The 15656-nt window shown below is 36.6% G+C and carries 13 protein-coding genes; 6 read left to right on the top strand and 7 right to left on the bottom strand.

The window, feature by feature from the left end; translation table 11 throughout:
* Positions 1-289: 289 nt before the first annotated feature.
* From JOE23_RS08610 to JOE23_RS08620, 3 genes are all read left to right on the top strand, one after another.
* Positions 290-718 carry an HIT family protein gene (locus JOE23_RS08610; protein WP_204437615.1) on the top strand — a complete coding sequence of 143 codons (429 nt, stop codon included), beginning with the start codon at positions 290-292 and terminating at the stop codon, positions 716-718.
* 107 nt (positions 719-825) lie between these two features.
* Positions 826-1350 (top strand): tryptophan transporter, encoded by a 525-nt coding sequence (locus JOE23_RS08615; RefSeq protein ID WP_204437617.1) that lies wholly within the window; start codon positions 826-828, stop codon positions 1348-1350.
* 365 nt (positions 1351-1715) lie between these two features.
* Entirely contained in the window at positions 1716-2081 is a 366-nt protein-coding gene (locus JOE23_RS08620) for a YtxH domain-containing protein (RefSeq protein WP_017472416.1), read from the top strand.
* A gap of 317 nt (positions 2082-2398) precedes the next feature.
* Here JOE23_RS08620 and JOE23_RS08625 read toward each other — a convergent pair whose 3' ends face one another.
* From JOE23_RS08625 to JOE23_RS08640, 4 genes are all read right to left on the bottom strand, one after another.
* Positions 2399-3295, bottom strand: a complete 897-nt coding sequence (locus JOE23_RS08625) for a glycine betaine ABC transporter substrate-binding protein (protein WP_204437936.1) — start codon at positions 3293-3295, stop codon at positions 2399-2401.
* Positions 3296-3490: 195 nt separating this feature from the next.
* Complete coding sequence (locus JOE23_RS08630; protein ID WP_204437620.1) at positions 3491-4414, bottom strand: glycine betaine ABC transporter substrate-binding protein; 924 nt, start codon at positions 4412-4414, stop codon at positions 3491-3493.
* Between the two features lie 68 nt (positions 4415-4482).
* The gene (locus JOE23_RS08635; RefSeq protein ID WP_204437621.1) at positions 4483-5325 is read right to left on the bottom strand and encodes an ABC transporter permease; all 843 of its coding nucleotides are present in this window, start codon (positions 5323-5325) and stop codon (positions 4483-4485) included.
* Complete coding sequence (locus JOE23_RS08640) at positions 5318-6514, bottom strand: quaternary amine ABC transporter ATP-binding protein (protein WP_204437623.1); 1197 nt, start codon at positions 6512-6514, stop codon at positions 5318-5320. Before JOE23_RS08640 ends, JOE23_RS08635 begins: the two co-directional genes overlap by 8 nt.
* Positions 6515-6858: 344 nt before the next feature.
* On the opposite strand from JOE23_RS08640, the gene JOE23_RS08645 reads away from it, so the two are divergent.
* The 3 genes from JOE23_RS08645 to JOE23_RS08655 all read left to right on the top strand — a co-directional run bounded on the left by JOE23_RS08645 (position 6859) and on the right by JOE23_RS08655 (position 10364).
* A complete protein-coding gene (locus tag JOE23_RS08645) occupies positions 6859-7335 on the top strand; it encodes a GbsR/MarR family transcriptional regulator (RefSeq protein ID WP_204437625.1) in 477 nt (158 codons plus the stop codon).
* Between the two features lie 479 nt (positions 7336-7814).
* On the top strand, positions 7815-8720 hold the full coding sequence (locus tag JOE23_RS08650; protein ID WP_204437627.1) for a peptidylprolyl isomerase: 906 nt from the start codon (positions 7815-7817) through the stop codon (positions 8718-8720).
* Positions 8721-9134: 414 nt separating this feature from the next.
* Positions 9135-10364: a hydrolase gene (locus JOE23_RS08655; RefSeq protein WP_204437630.1), complete on the top strand. Its 1230-nt coding sequence runs from the start codon at positions 9135-9137 to the stop codon at positions 10362-10364.
* Positions 10365-10498: 134 nt separating this feature from the next.
* On the opposite strand, the gene JOE23_RS08660 is transcribed toward JOE23_RS08655, so the two are convergent.
* The 3 genes from JOE23_RS08660 to JOE23_RS08670 form a co-directional block, all read right to left on the bottom strand.
* The gene (locus JOE23_RS08660; RefSeq protein WP_204437632.1) at positions 10499-11056 is read right to left on the bottom strand and encodes a GbsR/MarR family transcriptional regulator; all 558 of its coding nucleotides are present in this window, start codon (positions 11054-11056) and stop codon (positions 10499-10501) included.
* Positions 11057-11359: 303 nt separating this feature from the next.
* Positions 11360-14293, bottom strand: coding sequence for an ATP-binding protein (locus tag JOE23_RS08665; protein WP_204437634.1), 2934 nt, complete (start codon positions 14291-14293; stop codon positions 11360-11362).
* On the bottom strand, positions 14283-15521 hold the full coding sequence (locus JOE23_RS08670; protein WP_204437637.1) for a metallophosphoesterase family protein: 1239 nt from the start codon (positions 15519-15521) through the stop codon (positions 14283-14285). The genes JOE23_RS08665 and JOE23_RS08670 overlap by 11 nt, the downstream gene beginning before the upstream one ends.
* Positions 15522-15656: the final 135 nt, after the last annotated feature.

The raw sequence follows: 15656 nt of genomic DNA on the forward strand, positions 1-15656 counted from the left end.
ATCAAATCCGTAAAACGAACCTCTAATCAGCGAGGGGTTCGTTCTTTCCCACTGATTGGTCGTTGAGTGAATCAGATCATTAGCGTCCGTTAATGGCCATCTAAATAGATCATCTCTGCTCTCTATTTTGATCCGGTTATATTATGGACGGCTATCTGTGATAAACACTCATGTCTATTTGAATTTTACCATCTTTTAGTATGAATGCAAATGTTAATCAGGAGATACTTTGCTATCCATCAGTCATTAATGATAAAATAGGCTCAAACGAATCTGAGGAGTGAATGTTATGATAGCAGAATCCAATTGTATTTTTTGTAAAATCATTAATGGGGAAATTCCATCAGCTAAAATATATGAAGATGAGGAAGTTTATGCCTTTCTTGATATAAGTCAAGTAACAAAAGGACACACCCTTATTATTCCTAAAACACATACGAAGAACATATTTGAAACCAGTTCAGCAATAGCAAGTAGTTTGTTTGCTAAAGTACCGATGGTTGCTAATGCTATTAACAAAGCCTTTAGTCCAGCTGGGATTAATGTATTAAGTAACACAGGTGAAGCAGCCGGGCAATCCGTCTTCCACTTGCATCTTCATTTAATCCCTAGATATGATGAACATGATGGTTTTAATCCAAACTGGATTACACACAACGAGCAGTACACGAGCAACGATTTAGCCGAAATAGCAGCGACAATTACGAATAATATTTAACATTTACAACACGGTGGAATATGTTATACTATTTAAAATCCTTCGCATTTGGCAATAAGTGCACAAATGGAAGAGAAAATGTTGAGTTGAGGAGAGGAGAGACGAGAATGAAAACAAAAGAATTGGTATTAATGGCATTATTTATGGGAATTGGTGCTGTGTTGCATATGGTTGCCCCACCGATTTTATTTGGGATGAAACCTGATATTATGCTACCCATGATGTTTCTTGGGATACTCTTGTTTCCAAAAATACAATATGTTCTTGTATTAAGTTTGGCTACAGGCGTTATTTCCGCTTTAACCACAAGTGCACCGGGAGGACAAATATCCAACCTTGTCGAGAAGCCCATAACAGCTGTTGTCTTTTTTATCTTATTATTAATCATACCTAAACAAATCAATATGAAGATAACCGCACCTATTTTAACTGCCATTTGTACAGCAATAAGCGGTGTAATCTTCTTAACCATGGCTTTATATGTCATTGGTTTAATGGAAGGCTCTTTTATCGCCTTATTTATCGGTGTTGTTTTACCTGCAGCTTTGTTTAATGTGATTTTTACTATTATTCTTTATCCAATCATACAAAATATATTACAACGTTCTCATTTTACTTTTGCTTTAAAATAATTACATGTAGTATAGTAGCTTGAGATAGCGTTTTTCTATAGTTTAACGCGAGCTAAAACGAACCTTCAACTTCAATCCATGGACGCGGTCCGTTATCTCCCGCCCAAATAGATTATCTTCGCTTTCTATTTTGAGGCAAAAGTTTTACGGACGCTTATCTGTGATAAAAAACTCCTTTTTAATTTCAAGGGAGATTTTTTTATACATGGATCAGTGGAATTTAATAAAAAACAAGTACAAGAAAAGGGAATCCATTTGCTACAAAACGAGCAAATACGCTTTTTTCTAATTTTTTTAAATAAATTATGTTTGACCAGAAGAAATAAAGAGAAGATAATAGAATAGAGGAGAAAGGAGTGTAAGCGATGACTAACAGTAAATCATTACTACTTGGAATACTAGCTGGAGGGGTTGTTAGTGCAGCCGCTACTTTATTAAGCGCACCAAAATCCGGTCAAGAAACACGTGAAGATATTAAAAACCATGCAGAAAGTGTCAAACATTCTTTAGAAAAAGTAAAGGTCAGTGGAAAAGTTTTATCAGACCAAATTATTAATACATCTAAAGAAGGAGCAGCACTTATCAAAGAACTTTCAGCAGATATGAAACATTCAGTTGAAAGCTGGAAAAACACGATCGAACCCCACCAAAAAAATATTCAACTTTACTTAACACAAATTGAAGATCGCTTAAAAGAGCTAGAAGAACAAACACAGGCCACTGAACAATAACAACTGAGCTATCCTTTATCGTAGCTCTAATAGGATCCCCCCTTATTCAAATCGCTCGAGCTATTGAATAAGGACGGATTGATTATTTAACGTTTTTACAACTATGAGCTATAAAACGAACCTTCAATCAGTGGGCATTTTCGTTTCTTCGCTCACTGATTGAAGGTTCGTTGAATGAGAATCAGGACATTAACGTCCGTTATCACCTACCTCAATCGATTTGTTCTACTCTCTATTTTGAGGGGATTTTACGGCCGATCACCTATGACAAAAACTACCATATAGGTCAGATTTCCTTTTTGTTGGATTTTTTATCATTAATTGGTTGATTCCAAATCCTCAATCGATTCGATATCTACATAAGATGGCACAACAAACCCTATCTTTGCTCCCTCTAAATTTGCACCTAGATCTACAATATCATCTTGATATTGTTCATAGAAAGCTGCGTGTGTTGCTGGTAACCAAGGCGCTGCCGAAGCATCTCCATCACCAGATGCTAATGCTTGGAACATCACAGATGGGTCAACCGGTGTCTCAATTACTTGATAACCTTGACGTCTTAATACTTCTGACAATACAGCGGCTGAGGCTAGTTCCGTATCCCAAGGTGTCAATACCAGTTCAAAAGACTCCCCATTAACTTGTTCAACATCGTCGGTCCATTCTGAAACGGTTTCTTCGTTCTCTTCAATCCAGACTTCAGCCGCTTCTTCAAACGACAAACCATCTTCATGCGTCATCAACATCACTTGTTCCATATCATCAACTTCCCAATAAAAACGATCTAAAATAGTAAAGGCTTCAGGCATATCTTCTTCAAGTCCTTGCCTTGTCATGGTATGAATCGATTCGACACCACCAAAAGTTTCTTTTGGATCATCTAGAAATTTTAAATCATACATCGCAAATTTCCAATGGGGTGTCCACCCCGTTACAACAATCGGCTCATCTTGAGCAATAGCTTCATTTAATGCAGCTAACATAGCTGCCGTGGAAGATTCTTCTAATGTATAATCAGTCAAATTTTCATATTCTTCTAACGCCTCTCTAGCTAATGTCGTCGTACCCGCACCCGGTTCAATTCCCGTAATGGTATAGTCAATCAACGCACCCACGTTATCATCACTCGTATCATCATTAGCCCCACAAGCCGCAAGCAAGATAACTAAAACAAGAAAAATGAGTAATAAACGTAATTTGCTTATCTTCATTAGCACAATGATACACCCCTTTTCAGTTAAACTTAAACGGACGATAGCTTCGTTTTTAACCATATGCCTTTTTCCTGATACTTGGTTTATTTAAAATCTCCACTTTGACACTTCTTATTCTTTAGTTCTTTTCACATACATGATGAAAAAAGTGAAGCTATCTATTCATAGATAGCTTCACCCCATTAAATTAAATTATTCAATACCTGCTAACCACTCATCAACCTTGTCTTGGTTGTCTTCAACCCAAGCAGCTGCAGCATCTTCTGGAGATGTACCTGCATAAATATCAGCCATTACAGCTTCTAAGTCTGCTGGTTCCCAATAAAATTGGTCTAAAATTTGATAAGCAACTGGACTATCTTGTTCAAGTCCTTCACGAACCATTGTATCGATCGTCTCAGCTTCACCAAATGAACCTTCTGGATCTTCTAAATATTTAAGATCATACTCAGCAAACTTCCAGTGTGGTGACCAACCTGTTACAACGATTGGCTCTTCATTTCCATAGGCTTCACCTAAAGCAGTTGCCATCGCACCACTTGAAGACGTTTCAACAGACCATCCGTCAAGACCATAGTCTTCTACAGCATTCTCTGCACTTTGAACAACACCAGCACCAGGCTCGATACCTGTAATCGTTCCATCAAATTCATCAGTTGCATCAACTAGGTCTTCAATAGAATTAACGTCTTCCATGTATTCCGGTAGAACTAAACCAATTCTAGCGCCTTCTAAATTATGACCTAATGACACAAGCTGATCTTGATATTGATCATAAAGTTCACCGTGTGTGTTTGGTAACCATGCTGCTACCATACCATCTGCATCACCTGTTGCAACAGATTGCCACATCACCGCATTATCAAGTGGCGTAACGTCAACATCGTAACCTTGAGATTCTAAAACATGAGCAATCACATTTGTAGAAGCAATTTCCGTATCCCATTCTACATAGACAAGCTCAATATCTGTCTCACCTAAATCTCCACCGGCAACATCTTCATCTCCATCTGTAACATCGTCACCATCATCTGCAGCGTCACCGCATGCAGCAAGGACAAGTGATACAGCTAGTACTAATACTAAACCTAAATGTTTCCATGATAGTTTTAACATTTAAACGTCTCCCCTTTTCTTTGATTTATCTATGGTAAACCTTATATCCATAAGGTTGCCAATCATAATTAAGATTTACTTTTGTTCAAATTCTGCGTAATTCGATCGATGATAATGGCTAAAATAACAATCGATAGCCCCGCAACAAAACCTGGACCTGCTTGAGCACGTTGAAGTGCAGACAGAACCGGTCGTCCTAGACCAGGCGCACCAATCATCGATGCAATAACTACCATTGACAATGCTAACATAACTGTTTGGTTAATACCAGCCATGATGGTTCCTTTTGCCATCGGCAATTCTACTTTAAATAAACGCTGGAAGCCTGTACTACCAAAGGCTTCAGCGGCTTCTACAAGTTCAGTTGATACTTGACGAATACCTAAGTTCGTAAATCGAACAGTTGGCGGTGTTGCAAAGATTAATGAAGCAAACACCCCTGGAACCATACCGATACTAAAGAACGCAACAGCGGGAATCAAATAGACAAATGCCGGCATTGTCTGCATAAAGTCTAATATTGGAAGCATAATGGCTTCGACCACTTTACTTTTTGACATAAGAATACCAACAGGTACTCCGATAATAACAGATAATAAACTTGAAATAAGGACTAAAGTAAATGTATACATTAACTCATCCCATAATCCTTGATTATAAACTAATATTAAACCTACGATTGAAAATATAGCTAAACCAAATCGTTTTCCCGTTATAAAAAATGCTAAAACAGCGACAAGTAAAATAATAATTACCGCAGGAATCGATGAGAGTTGATCAGCTGTCCATGACATAAAATCACCGAATTGGTTTCGGATTGGATTAAAAATAAATGAAAATGTACTTGTTATCCAGGCGGTAAAATCATCGACCCAATCCGCTAACGGGAGCTGTGGTAAAAAATCAAACATTAACTTGCACCTCACTTTCACCAGCTAAAGCAGCTAGTATTGACCCTCTTATAATAATGCCAACTAATTTCCCATCGTCAACAACCGCAATCGGAACCGGGGAATCATGAATCAATTCAAAGATTTCTTGCATCGGTTTATCACGTTCAACGGTTGGAACGTCGGTTTTTAAAATTTCATTTAGATCTCGAATCTCATTTTTACGTGCTCTTGAAGCATCCTCTGCTGTGACGTATCCTTTTAACATCCGCTTACTATCCGTTACATAAATACTTGATAGTCCTTCTTCACCCATACGTTCTAATGCAACACGCGGGCCATGTTTATCAATATTAATCGTTTCAGGACGTCGCATAATATTTTCAGCCGTTAAAACTTTTGAGCGATCAACATCTTCAACAAATCGCTCAACATAGTCGTTAGCTGGATTAACTAAGATATCTTCAGGTGTACCAATTTGGACAATTGAACCATCTTTCATCAAAGCAATCCGATCTCCTATACGTAATGCTTCATCTAAATCGTGCGTAATGAACAGAATCGTTTTCTTCATTTTTTGTTGTAGCTCTAAAAGTTCATCTTGCATGTCTTTTCTAATTAATGGGTCTAAAGCTGAAAAAGCTTCATCCATTAACAGTACTTCTGGATCATTTGCAAGTGCACGCGCTAAACCAACGCGTTGCTGCATACCACCAGATAATTGGTTAGGGTATTGATTTATGTAATCACCTAAACCAACTAAATCTAAAGCATTTTTAGCCTTTTCAGCGCGTTCTTTTTTATCAATTCCTTGGACTTCTAAACCATATTCCGCATTTTCTAAAATCGTTCGAAACGGGAATAAACCAAAATTTTGAAAGACCATACTTAGCTTTTCACGACGAACACGCCGTAAGTCTTCTTTATTCATGCTTGCTAAGTTCTCACCATCAATCATTACACTACCTTCAGTAGGTTCGATTAAACGATTGACTAACCGAATTAATGTGGATTTACCACTACCTGATAAACCCATAATAACAAACACTTCACCTTGTTCTACTTCAAATGAAACACGGTTAACCCCCACGGTATCCCCTGTTTGCTTCAATATTTCGTCTTTCTTCTTACCATCATCTAAAAGTTGCAAGGATTCTTTGACATTTTTACCAAATACCTTTGACAAACTTTTCACTTCTATGATTGGCATTGCTTTCACCTCTCTTAATTCAATAGGTACTAGAACATTAACAAATACCTTTATTATGATCTAGAACACCTTTATCCGTCATTCTAACCATGGCACAATTTGATCACATTTAGCTACTCTAATACTATACCCTGTTTTAACACGATGATTCAAATAATAAAATCACTTGATTTCGGACATATTTTACGTACAGTTTAAACTGTACGAATCATATAAGTTTTTTTCTTAGAATAACGGCAAATAGCTTTAATTTGCTAGTCAATCCCACATTTCCAATTTAAGCAAAACTTGTGTAAGCTATGTTATAAGTTCATCATCTAATCGAGAAGGGAGCAAGATTCACCATGACGTCGGAGCAAACCATCACAGATAACCTTATTCATGAGTTCTCAAAAACAATTGAGATGTTTGGTCTCTCACCCGCAGATGCTCGGTTATTCACCACCCTCTATTTAAACCACCGACCAATGACTTTAGACGAGATGAGTCAAACAACTGGCAAAAGTAAAACTTCTGTAAACACGGGTATCCGTAATTTATCCGATCTAAATTTAGTCAAACAAGTATGGAAAAAAGGGGTCAGAAAAGATCTTTATGCTGCCGAAGACGATCTATTTAATCGCTTTATGCACACGTACCTCGATAAATGGATTGGACACATTAATTTGCAAAAGCGATCCCTTGATCATCTTAAGAAACACGTATATAAGCGTCCACAAGGCGAATTAATAGAAGAGAAATTGGCTAATATGATCACCTTTCACTCTTTAATCGAAAAAACCTTTCATTGTATAAAAGAAGAAACAGATCATATGTTATGAGATCAAAACAAACTTAAGAAAAGCCAACCCATTCGCTCCTCCTTTAGCAAATGGGTTGGCTTTTCTTATACTTGGTACTTAAATTTCAACTTGCTGCCTTTACGCTTTTTTATTAAAATTTCATACTTCTCCTACTGAAATATCAAGGTTAATATATTGAAAGCATATAAACAATAAGTCAATTGATATAACCCGTGATCCATTTATTATTTTGAGCATAGAGATTATAGGGATCACCAGATGATAAAATAAGCCCTTAATCAGCGGGGTTTTACGGACGGTAATCTGCGATAATTTAAATAGACTAGATTGGTGTTTTTTGCTGATTCACCATTGAAGATAACGCTTCTCACTAAAATTATGTAAAAACATAGGAATTTTTAATTTGAATGCTCTATTAGATAAAAAACTATGTTATATTAACATTTGAGAGTAAAATACAAGACAAATGAGTCTGAATAAAGTGGGAGTGTAACAAAATGAAGAAATTAGCTATCGTAGCAACGCTTACAGTTGCATTTATTGGATTAGCTGCATGCTCATCTGATGATTCAGAAGTAGTTGTTGAAATGGATCAAGGTAATATTTCAAAAGAAGAATTTTATGAAGAATTAAAGAGCACAGCCGGTGAGTCGGTCATACAAAACATGGTTTATTTAAAGATATTGGAAGACAGATATGAAATTGATGAATCTGAAATTGACCAAGAAGTCGACAAACTGAAAGAAGAATATGGTGACTCATTTGAAATGGTGCTACAAACGAATAACTTTCAAGATGAAGAGGAGTTCCGAGAAAATCTAAGGTTTCAAATTCTTCAAACAGAAGCTATTACAGAAGATATCGAAGTATCAGATGAAGAAATCGAACAATATTATGAGCGTCTATCAAATGAAATTGAAGCGTCTCATATTCTAGTTGAAGATGAAGAGTTAGCAAATGATTTATATGATCAACTTATGGATGGTGCTGACTTTGCAGAGCTAGCTGAAGAACATTCAACCGATACCCAATCAGCAGCTGAAGGTGGTAACCTTGGTTATTTCTCTGCTGGTCAAATGGTCAGCGATTTTGAAGATAAAGCATATAGTTTAGGCATAGATGAAATTGGTGAACCAGTAAATTCCGATTATGGTTGGCATATCATTAAGGTAACGGATATACGTGAGAGTGAAACTGAGCTACCTGATCTAGAAGATATGCGCGCTTCCATTCGAAGAGATATTGCTACACCAATAGCAATGGCAGATCAAGAGGCCGCAATGAACAAAATGAATGCATTATTAGAAGAAAGTAATATTCAAGTTAATATTGAAGAATTTGAAGCGTTGTTTGAAACAGAACCAGCAATTGAAGTAGAAGAAGAAGAAATAGAAGAAGAATAAACTAAAACTAACTTATATTATTAAAGTTAATTAACCTAGTAAAATCCCTCTTACTGAGGGATTTTATCTTTAACAACAGAGAAAAGGACGCAGCTAATCGCTTTGGTGTAGCACTGTAAAAGGATAATAACCTTATCTTATTTGCATTTGCTTGTCCAAACAAAGCTGTGCCTTTTTCGTTCTATAACCCATTATTGCTCAACAGCGTAGACCATTTGTTAATGCAAGATAAAACGAACCTGTAATCAGGACATTGGCGTCCGTAAACCACCCACCTCAATCGATTTGTTCTACTCTCTATTTTGAAGGGGGGTTTACAGACGGTTATCTGTGATAAACACAAAAATAGGTATTCAATTCAAATTTACTAAGTTACAATGACAATAATGCTAACAAATAAGGAGTGACTTGCCCATGCAAATTCAGTCGCAATATTTTTTTGATGTCATACCGATTCAGATCAATATCGATGATGAGCGCGCGAATAATATATTAAAAAACTTCCCAGCACCTCCTTTACCTAATGGAGAAAAAACCTTTGATATTAATCATCAAAGGGCGGGAGCTAATATTAGCGAACATTTATTACTCAATGACTATGAGGTTAAGCTAACAAGAACGAACAAACAGTTTTTAAAATTATCATTTAGTAATAATAACGGTATCATTTCTGCCAAAATGTGGGATAATCAAGGTGCGATAGAAAAAAACTTGCCACTACTTGAGAAATATGCCGTATTTGAAGTAGAAGGTATAATTGATGCCTATAATGGACAAAAATCAATTACTGTTAATCAATTGACTGCCATCGATGGTGATATGAATCCCTTTAATCTTCTTCCACATACATCAGCATCATATTCGGATTTAACGATCGAACTATTACATTATCTCTATCAATTAAACCAGCCTTATCAGCAATTAGCTGTTGAGACTTTAAAAACATTTTGGCATGATTTCTCTATTGTTCCAGCTGCTAAAAGTCATCATCACAACTATTTAGGGGGATTATTAAAACATACGGTAGGCTTAATGCGTTTTGCTAATTACATTATTAGTTTTGATAAAGGTCATGTTGAAGGGTTATTTGCTTTAATTCAAATTGTCGAAAAAGCATATAAAAAAGAATTATACCTAAATTATAAAGGGGAAAAAGATCCTTATAAACGAGCGACCTGGAATGATACCATTGATCATCTCTATCGGATGACAAAAGGAGCAATGAACTATGAAACCAAACCGAACTACGATATTTTAATATTATCGATATTATTTCATGATATCGGTAAAATGCTTGAATACGATCATGCCGGAAAGTCATATCATGGTTTTGAGCTCCTTTATCCAACTGCCGATAAAACAACTTTACAAAATCGAAAACAAGCAGGGATTACAATGGATCCCTTAGGTGTACTTATTGGTCATATTCCTTATGGCGTTTTACTTTTTAATAAACTTATTGAACAGTTTAATATCACGTTAACGATTGATGCGATACATGAAATCAGTCATTGTATCTTATGCCACCATGGCTTGCCAGAATGGGGGTCTGCCGTTAGAGCTCCATTGACGCTAGACGGTTACCTCATTCATATTGTTGACTACTTAGACAGTCGTTATGAAAATGCAGTTGAACACGAATAGAAGCTAGCAGACTTGATTTCAAGCTAACAGTTCCTCGAAAGATTTCTGAAAACTTTTTGTTCACTATAGCCATTATTCGATGAAATGAGAAAAAACTTGAGTTGTCAGCAACTCAAGTTTTTTTCTTACATTATTTATTGTTTATGATCTTCCTTCGGGACATAGTTAAAGATTTCACCCGATTCGACGACTTGAATAAAACGCATCAACCATCGATAATAATTCTGAGCATAACGCAAACGGTCAATGTCACGCATGATTTTCTGCTGTAGCTCCTGATCTTCAGTTTGGTGATAAAGTCCCTCCAACTCTTGTATCGCCTCATCTGCTTCTTCTATATTCGTTTCTGTATGATGACGCCACCTATTGCCAAATAGAGAAGTGAACGATTTGTACCAATCTTCTTCAGATTTATATAAATCTTTACGTATCCCTTTACGAAAAGCAGGCTCTACCATCTTCATTTCGGATAAAGCTCGAACACCAGTAGACATGCTGGTTTTGCTCATTTCTAATGCATCACGCATATCATCTAGCGTCATTGGCTCTTGATTAAAATAAAGTTTACCATATAAACGCCCGACTGATGGTGCAATCCCATAAAGATTCATATTTTTTGCAATCACTTGAATAAACTTATCAACTGTTTCTTCATATAAATTCCACTCATTTTGACTTGATTGATTATTCATCAAAGTTAAACCCCCGTCACTATCATTAGCAAACTGCACAATTTATAATAAAACGAACCTTCAATCAGAGGGCGGAGGGCTACAGTACATAGGGTTGCCACACGATGTCCGGTTTTAGGCTACGATCTTCCCCGCCCACTGATGATTAGTTAAGTGTATTAAGACATTAGCGTCCGTTATCGTCCGCCTAAATAGATGAGTTCTACTCTCTATTTTGAGGCGGGCGATTTACGGACTACGGACGCTTATCTGTAATAAATCATATCGTACCATTATTTCGGTTAACTTGTGAAGTCCTCTTCTTTATAATGTAATATATTTATCTTCTTTAGCCAATCCCTTATTTATAAAAATATCACTTGACTTTGTAAAAAATATAATTTGATGACTATCTTTCAATTCCTTTATCATTTGATAAATCATCTGGTAACGATGTTGGTCAAAATGAACAAAACCATCATCAATTAAGAAAGGGAGCGTTGCGTGAATAGCTAACCATTCACTAATCGCAAAGCGAATACTGATAAATAACTGATCTAACGTACCCTGCGACAATTCATCCAAGTGATAGCTTACACCTGTAGCTGTTAAAACATGTATTCGCTGCTCCTGATCATCAAAGAATAGGCTTTGATAGTTTTGAGCTGTCACTTTACTAAAATAATAACTGGCTTTTTCTAAGACCGTAGGCAAGTAAGAAATTTGGAATTGTTGCTTTGTTTTTTCAATTTGCTTTAAAGCGACTTGATAGGTAAGCCATTGTTTGGCCTTCCATTCAAAGCTCTCTTTTAAATAATAATAATCATGCTTAACATCAACCAACTGTCTGGATTGCTCTTGTTGCTTTAAAATCGCTTGCTGATCAGCAACTTGTTGACGTAATCGGTTAAGCCGTTCATTTAATGTCTCCAATTTTTCTTGACAGGCAATGATCTCATTTTCAATCGATGATAGCGAGACAGGGGGATCACCTATCTTGAGCCACTCTTTTTGCTGTTCAGGTAAATGCAGTTTAATTTGTTGAGCGAATTGCGTTTGTTTTTCTTTTAATTGATGCCAGTGTTCATATGCTTGAGCTTGTACAATAAAAGCTTCTTCGTCTTCAACAGCAGCTTTTTCTAGTAGTAATTTTATTTCATTTTGAAAGGGGCGCATTTTCGCGGTTAACGTCTTTAACGTTTCCTCTTGATATGTCAAACGTTCCGTCAATGTTTCTTGCTGTTGAAGGAGCTTCTGCTGTTCAATTGAGATTGACTTTAGTATTTCCAGCGCATCAATAAAAGGATAAGACTGAAAATCCAACATACCAGCTAAATCTGTTTTAACCTTCTCCTCAAATTTTTCCTGCTGAGTGATAAGATTTTGCTTCCGTTCCCTTAACTGATCGCGTTTTTCAATCCATTCAATTAAAGTTTGTAATCGATCATAAAGACTTGCCCAACGCTCGGGTGCTAATTGCTTTAGCAATGGGAATAATGACCTTTGTTCATCAATCGACTGATTAAGCATGTGCAATTGTTGCTCGACACGATCCAATTGTTGACTTACCTTTAATTGATCCGTCTGATTCCGTTTGATCGCTTGTTCTAATAACATAAATTGATCACGATACGTATAGTAGTCATTTAATTGATGATCGATCTGCTTTTTCCGTTCTAGATAAGTGTTAATCCCGTTTTGATGTTGATCTTGCCAGTCTTGTGTCATGCTAAAAACGTGACGATCAATCCGTTTGTTATTGATTAACACAGTTGTCCCCAACAAAATAATAATCCCTGATAGCCACCACCAGTCAAAAGAAATGATAAGGGGACTGATTGCAACTAAAATTAAAAATATCGCCACAATATGCTGGACTCTTTTCTGTTTATTTGACAACTGATCAAGTTGTTGTTTAGAAAGCGGTGACTGTGATCGTGTGATTGCATCCATCAACTGGTCTTTTTCATCTTTTAAGGTTTCGAGCTCAAATGATGTTAACATATGGTCTTTCAGTAATTTCCAGTCTTGACTTTGCTCATCGTTCTCTTCTTTCAACTGCGTTAGGTTTTGTTGCAATATCGCCATGTCTTCATTTAATTTAACATGACGCTCGCTAATATGCTGCCATGTTTCTCCCGTTCCATAGCTAAAAGGCAAATTGAGCAATTCTGTCTCTGTAATGGGGAGCCTAAGTTGATTTAATCGTTGGTTAATCTCTTCTGTGTATTCATCGATTTGTTGTTTAAGCTGCTTGATCCACGTTCGTTCTTCTAAATAAGCTTGGCTTTGCTTAAGTATTTGGTTAATTTTTTGTTTGATTTGACTTGTGGTCATCTTGTCTTGAAGCGCATGTAAATCCGTTTTTAGATCTTCTATTTTTTGTGAAGTCACTTCATACTCTGTCTCAAGTGGTTGCAAACCATCCTTTAGCTGTTTAAAACGAACCGCCCCTTGCTCGGGAAATGAAAACGGATCAGGATATGCTTTTAACTGTTCACTGACCAGTTGATAATTCTCTAGTGAAGGATAGAGTCTTTGCTGTTCCTTTAAAGTGACGAGTGAAGAAGTTAAATACTGCAGCTCTTGTTCGGTCTGTTCAACTTGCTTCTGATAGTCCCTTTTTAATTGCTGATGTTGAATATAGATTGGGATATCGTCTTCTAACTGTTTTACCTTGTCTGCTTGGTCAGCTAATGACGCAATCATTTGATTTAATTGTGGCTTTCTACCCTGTGGTTTAAACTGGGTTTGAATCGATTGCTTCAGATTTTTTTCAGCCTGATAAATTCGATCTGAGCCAGTCATACCTACACTAAGTAATACTTGTCCTAACTGGTCTCGCGTTAGTTGCTCCCTTGTTTGTAAGCTAAGTACATCAAAATTAAAAATTTGATCAAAAAGCGCACGCGTCACACCGTTCAATTGCTTGAATAACCAATCCTTAGACAATAATTGCCCGTTTGCGTTGTAGCAAATAGGTTCTGCTTGATTTCGGTCATGGATACGTTCAATCGCATAGTCTTCATTATCAATGATAACGATTAATCGTCCACCTAACGTACCACCTTGTTTAGGCAGATAACGTTGACGCTTCTGTGGAGAGAGACCGAATAAAATAAACAATATAAAAGCTCGTAAAGTCGATTTACCTGTTTCATTATCGCCAATAATAGCTACAAATCCTTTACCTTCAAGATCAATCGACTTATCTTTCCATTTACCAAATCCATATATCTCTATCCGTTTAATCTTCATACGTATCGTTCCCTATCAATTGAAATCTTAATAACTGCTTTGCTTCTTCAGCAATCTGCTGTTTTTCTTCTTCTGTTAGCCCATCAAGGAAACGACGCGCTTTCCTATGGTGCCATAACTCTGACATTGCTTCTTCCCAATCAATCGAATCAAAACCTTGAAGTAATTCCTTCATAAAAGGATCGCGTGCTTCTAATGTTGTGTCGATCGAATCAGCTTGCTTTGTTAACGTCATCTGTTGAATCGATAGCCAATCTGGCTGGTCTTGATATTGCTCATTAAGTACATCAACCAAATCTGTTATTTTCCCTTGATGATAAAGAGATAATAGCGGATCTTGATAATTAAGTAGTTTGATGAATACAATTCGGCGTTGCTTATCTAGCTTCACCAAATGATTAGTAACAAGCTGGTAGAGCTGATCAATCTGTTGACAATGACTCACGTCAATCATTAATTGGTCAAACTGAATCGCATGTAAAGCTTCAAAGTGTACTTGTGCTTTTTTATTTTGATCTAATGATACAAGATAACATCCTTTTTCCCCCAACTCTTTAACTGAACGCCCTTGTGTATTACCCGAATAGACAACAGGCGGATCTTCACTTAAAATGGATCGCTTATGGATATGCCCCAATGCCCAATAATCAAATGGTTTGTTTATTAGATCACTTAGTTGAAAGGGTGCATAATGGTCATGTTCCTTTGATTGTTGGATACTCCCATGAAGCATGGCGATTTGATAAGGTAGATTAGAAACAGGTTGATACTGCTCTGTTTTATTAATTGTGACCGCCCGCTCAAGGTAACTAAAACCATGGATGGCTACTAAAGGTTCACCATCTTTTTCAAAGACTTTAGACGTCACTTGATCGCTATCAAAAAGGTGAACATTATCCGGAAACTGCACAAAGCGTTGTTTTGTTTGATTATAATCATGATTACCAAAAGAAAGATAAATCTCAATACCTGCTTGCTCAAGCTTTTGACAAGCCATTAAAAATTGCATTTCTGCATAAACACTTTGAATCGATTCATCGAATACATCGCCAACGATTAGAATAAAATCAACATTTCTATTAATTGCTAATGCAACTAAGTTATCCAACGCATCAAAAGTGCTCCGCTTTAATTCTTGATATAAATGAGCAGGCAATGTGCTCATGCCTTTAAACGGGCTGTCTAAATGCAAGTCAGCACAATGAATAAAGCTAATCTTCTTTTCCATGAATAGCTCTCCTCGTATACTAGTTTATGGTTGATATTTTGTCTTTTAACTGCTATTAATGTGTTATGATCACTCGGTTACCTTATATACTCTATTTTACCAGACCTTAAAAGCGAATGCACGTTCGTTTTATAA

This window comes from Amphibacillus cookii (assembly GCF_016908375.1).
GTDB classification, from domain to species: domain Bacteria; phylum Bacillota; class Bacilli; order Bacillales; family Amphibacillaceae; genus Amphibacillus_C; species Amphibacillus_C cookii.

What these genes read in the sequence shown, in the direction of transcription:
- JOE23_RS08610 (WP_204437615.1), top strand. Translation starts at nt 290, where the DNA reads ATGATAGCAGAATCCAATTGTATTTTTTGTAAAATCATTAATGGGGAA.
- JOE23_RS08615 (WP_204437617.1), top strand. Translation starts at nt 826, where the DNA reads ATGAAAACAAAAGAATTGGTATTAATGGCATTATTTATGGGAATTGGT.
- JOE23_RS08620 (WP_017472416.1), top strand. Translation starts at nt 1,716, where the DNA reads ATGACTAACAGTAAATCATTACTACTTGGAATACTAGCTGGAGGGGTT.
- JOE23_RS08625 (WP_204437936.1), bottom strand. Translation starts at nt 3,295, where the DNA reads ATGAAGATAAGCAAATTACGTTTATTACTCATTTTTCTTGTTTTAGTT.
- JOE23_RS08630 (WP_204437620.1), bottom strand. Translation starts at nt 4,414, where the DNA reads ATGTTAAAACTATCATGGAAACATTTAGGTTTAGTATTAGTACTAGCT.
- JOE23_RS08635 (WP_204437621.1), bottom strand. Translation starts at nt 5,325, where the DNA reads ATGTTTGATTTTTTACCACAGCTCCCGTTAGCGGATTGGGTCGATGAT.
- JOE23_RS08640 (WP_204437623.1), bottom strand. Translation starts at nt 6,514, where the DNA reads ATGCCAATCATAGAAGTGAAAAGTTTGTCAAAGGTATTTGGTAAAAAT.
- JOE23_RS08645 (WP_204437625.1), top strand. Translation starts at nt 6,859, where the DNA reads ATGACGTCGGAGCAAACCATCACAGATAACCTTATTCATGAGTTCTCA.
- JOE23_RS08650 (WP_204437627.1), top strand. Translation starts at nt 7,815, where the DNA reads ATGAAGAAATTAGCTATCGTAGCAACGCTTACAGTTGCATTTATTGGA.
- JOE23_RS08655 (WP_204437630.1), top strand. Translation starts at nt 9,135, where the DNA reads ATGCAAATTCAGTCGCAATATTTTTTTGATGTCATACCGATTCAGATC.
- JOE23_RS08660 (WP_204437632.1), bottom strand. Translation starts at nt 11,056, where the DNA reads ATGAATAATCAATCAAGTCAAAATGAGTGGAATTTATATGAAGAAACA.
- JOE23_RS08665 (WP_204437634.1), bottom strand. Translation starts at nt 14,293, where the DNA reads ATGAAGATTAAACGGATAGAGATATATGGATTTGGTAAATGGAAAGAT.
- JOE23_RS08670 (WP_204437637.1), bottom strand. Translation starts at nt 15,521, where the DNA reads ATGGAAAAGAAGATTAGCTTTATTCATTGTGCTGACTTGCATTTAGAC.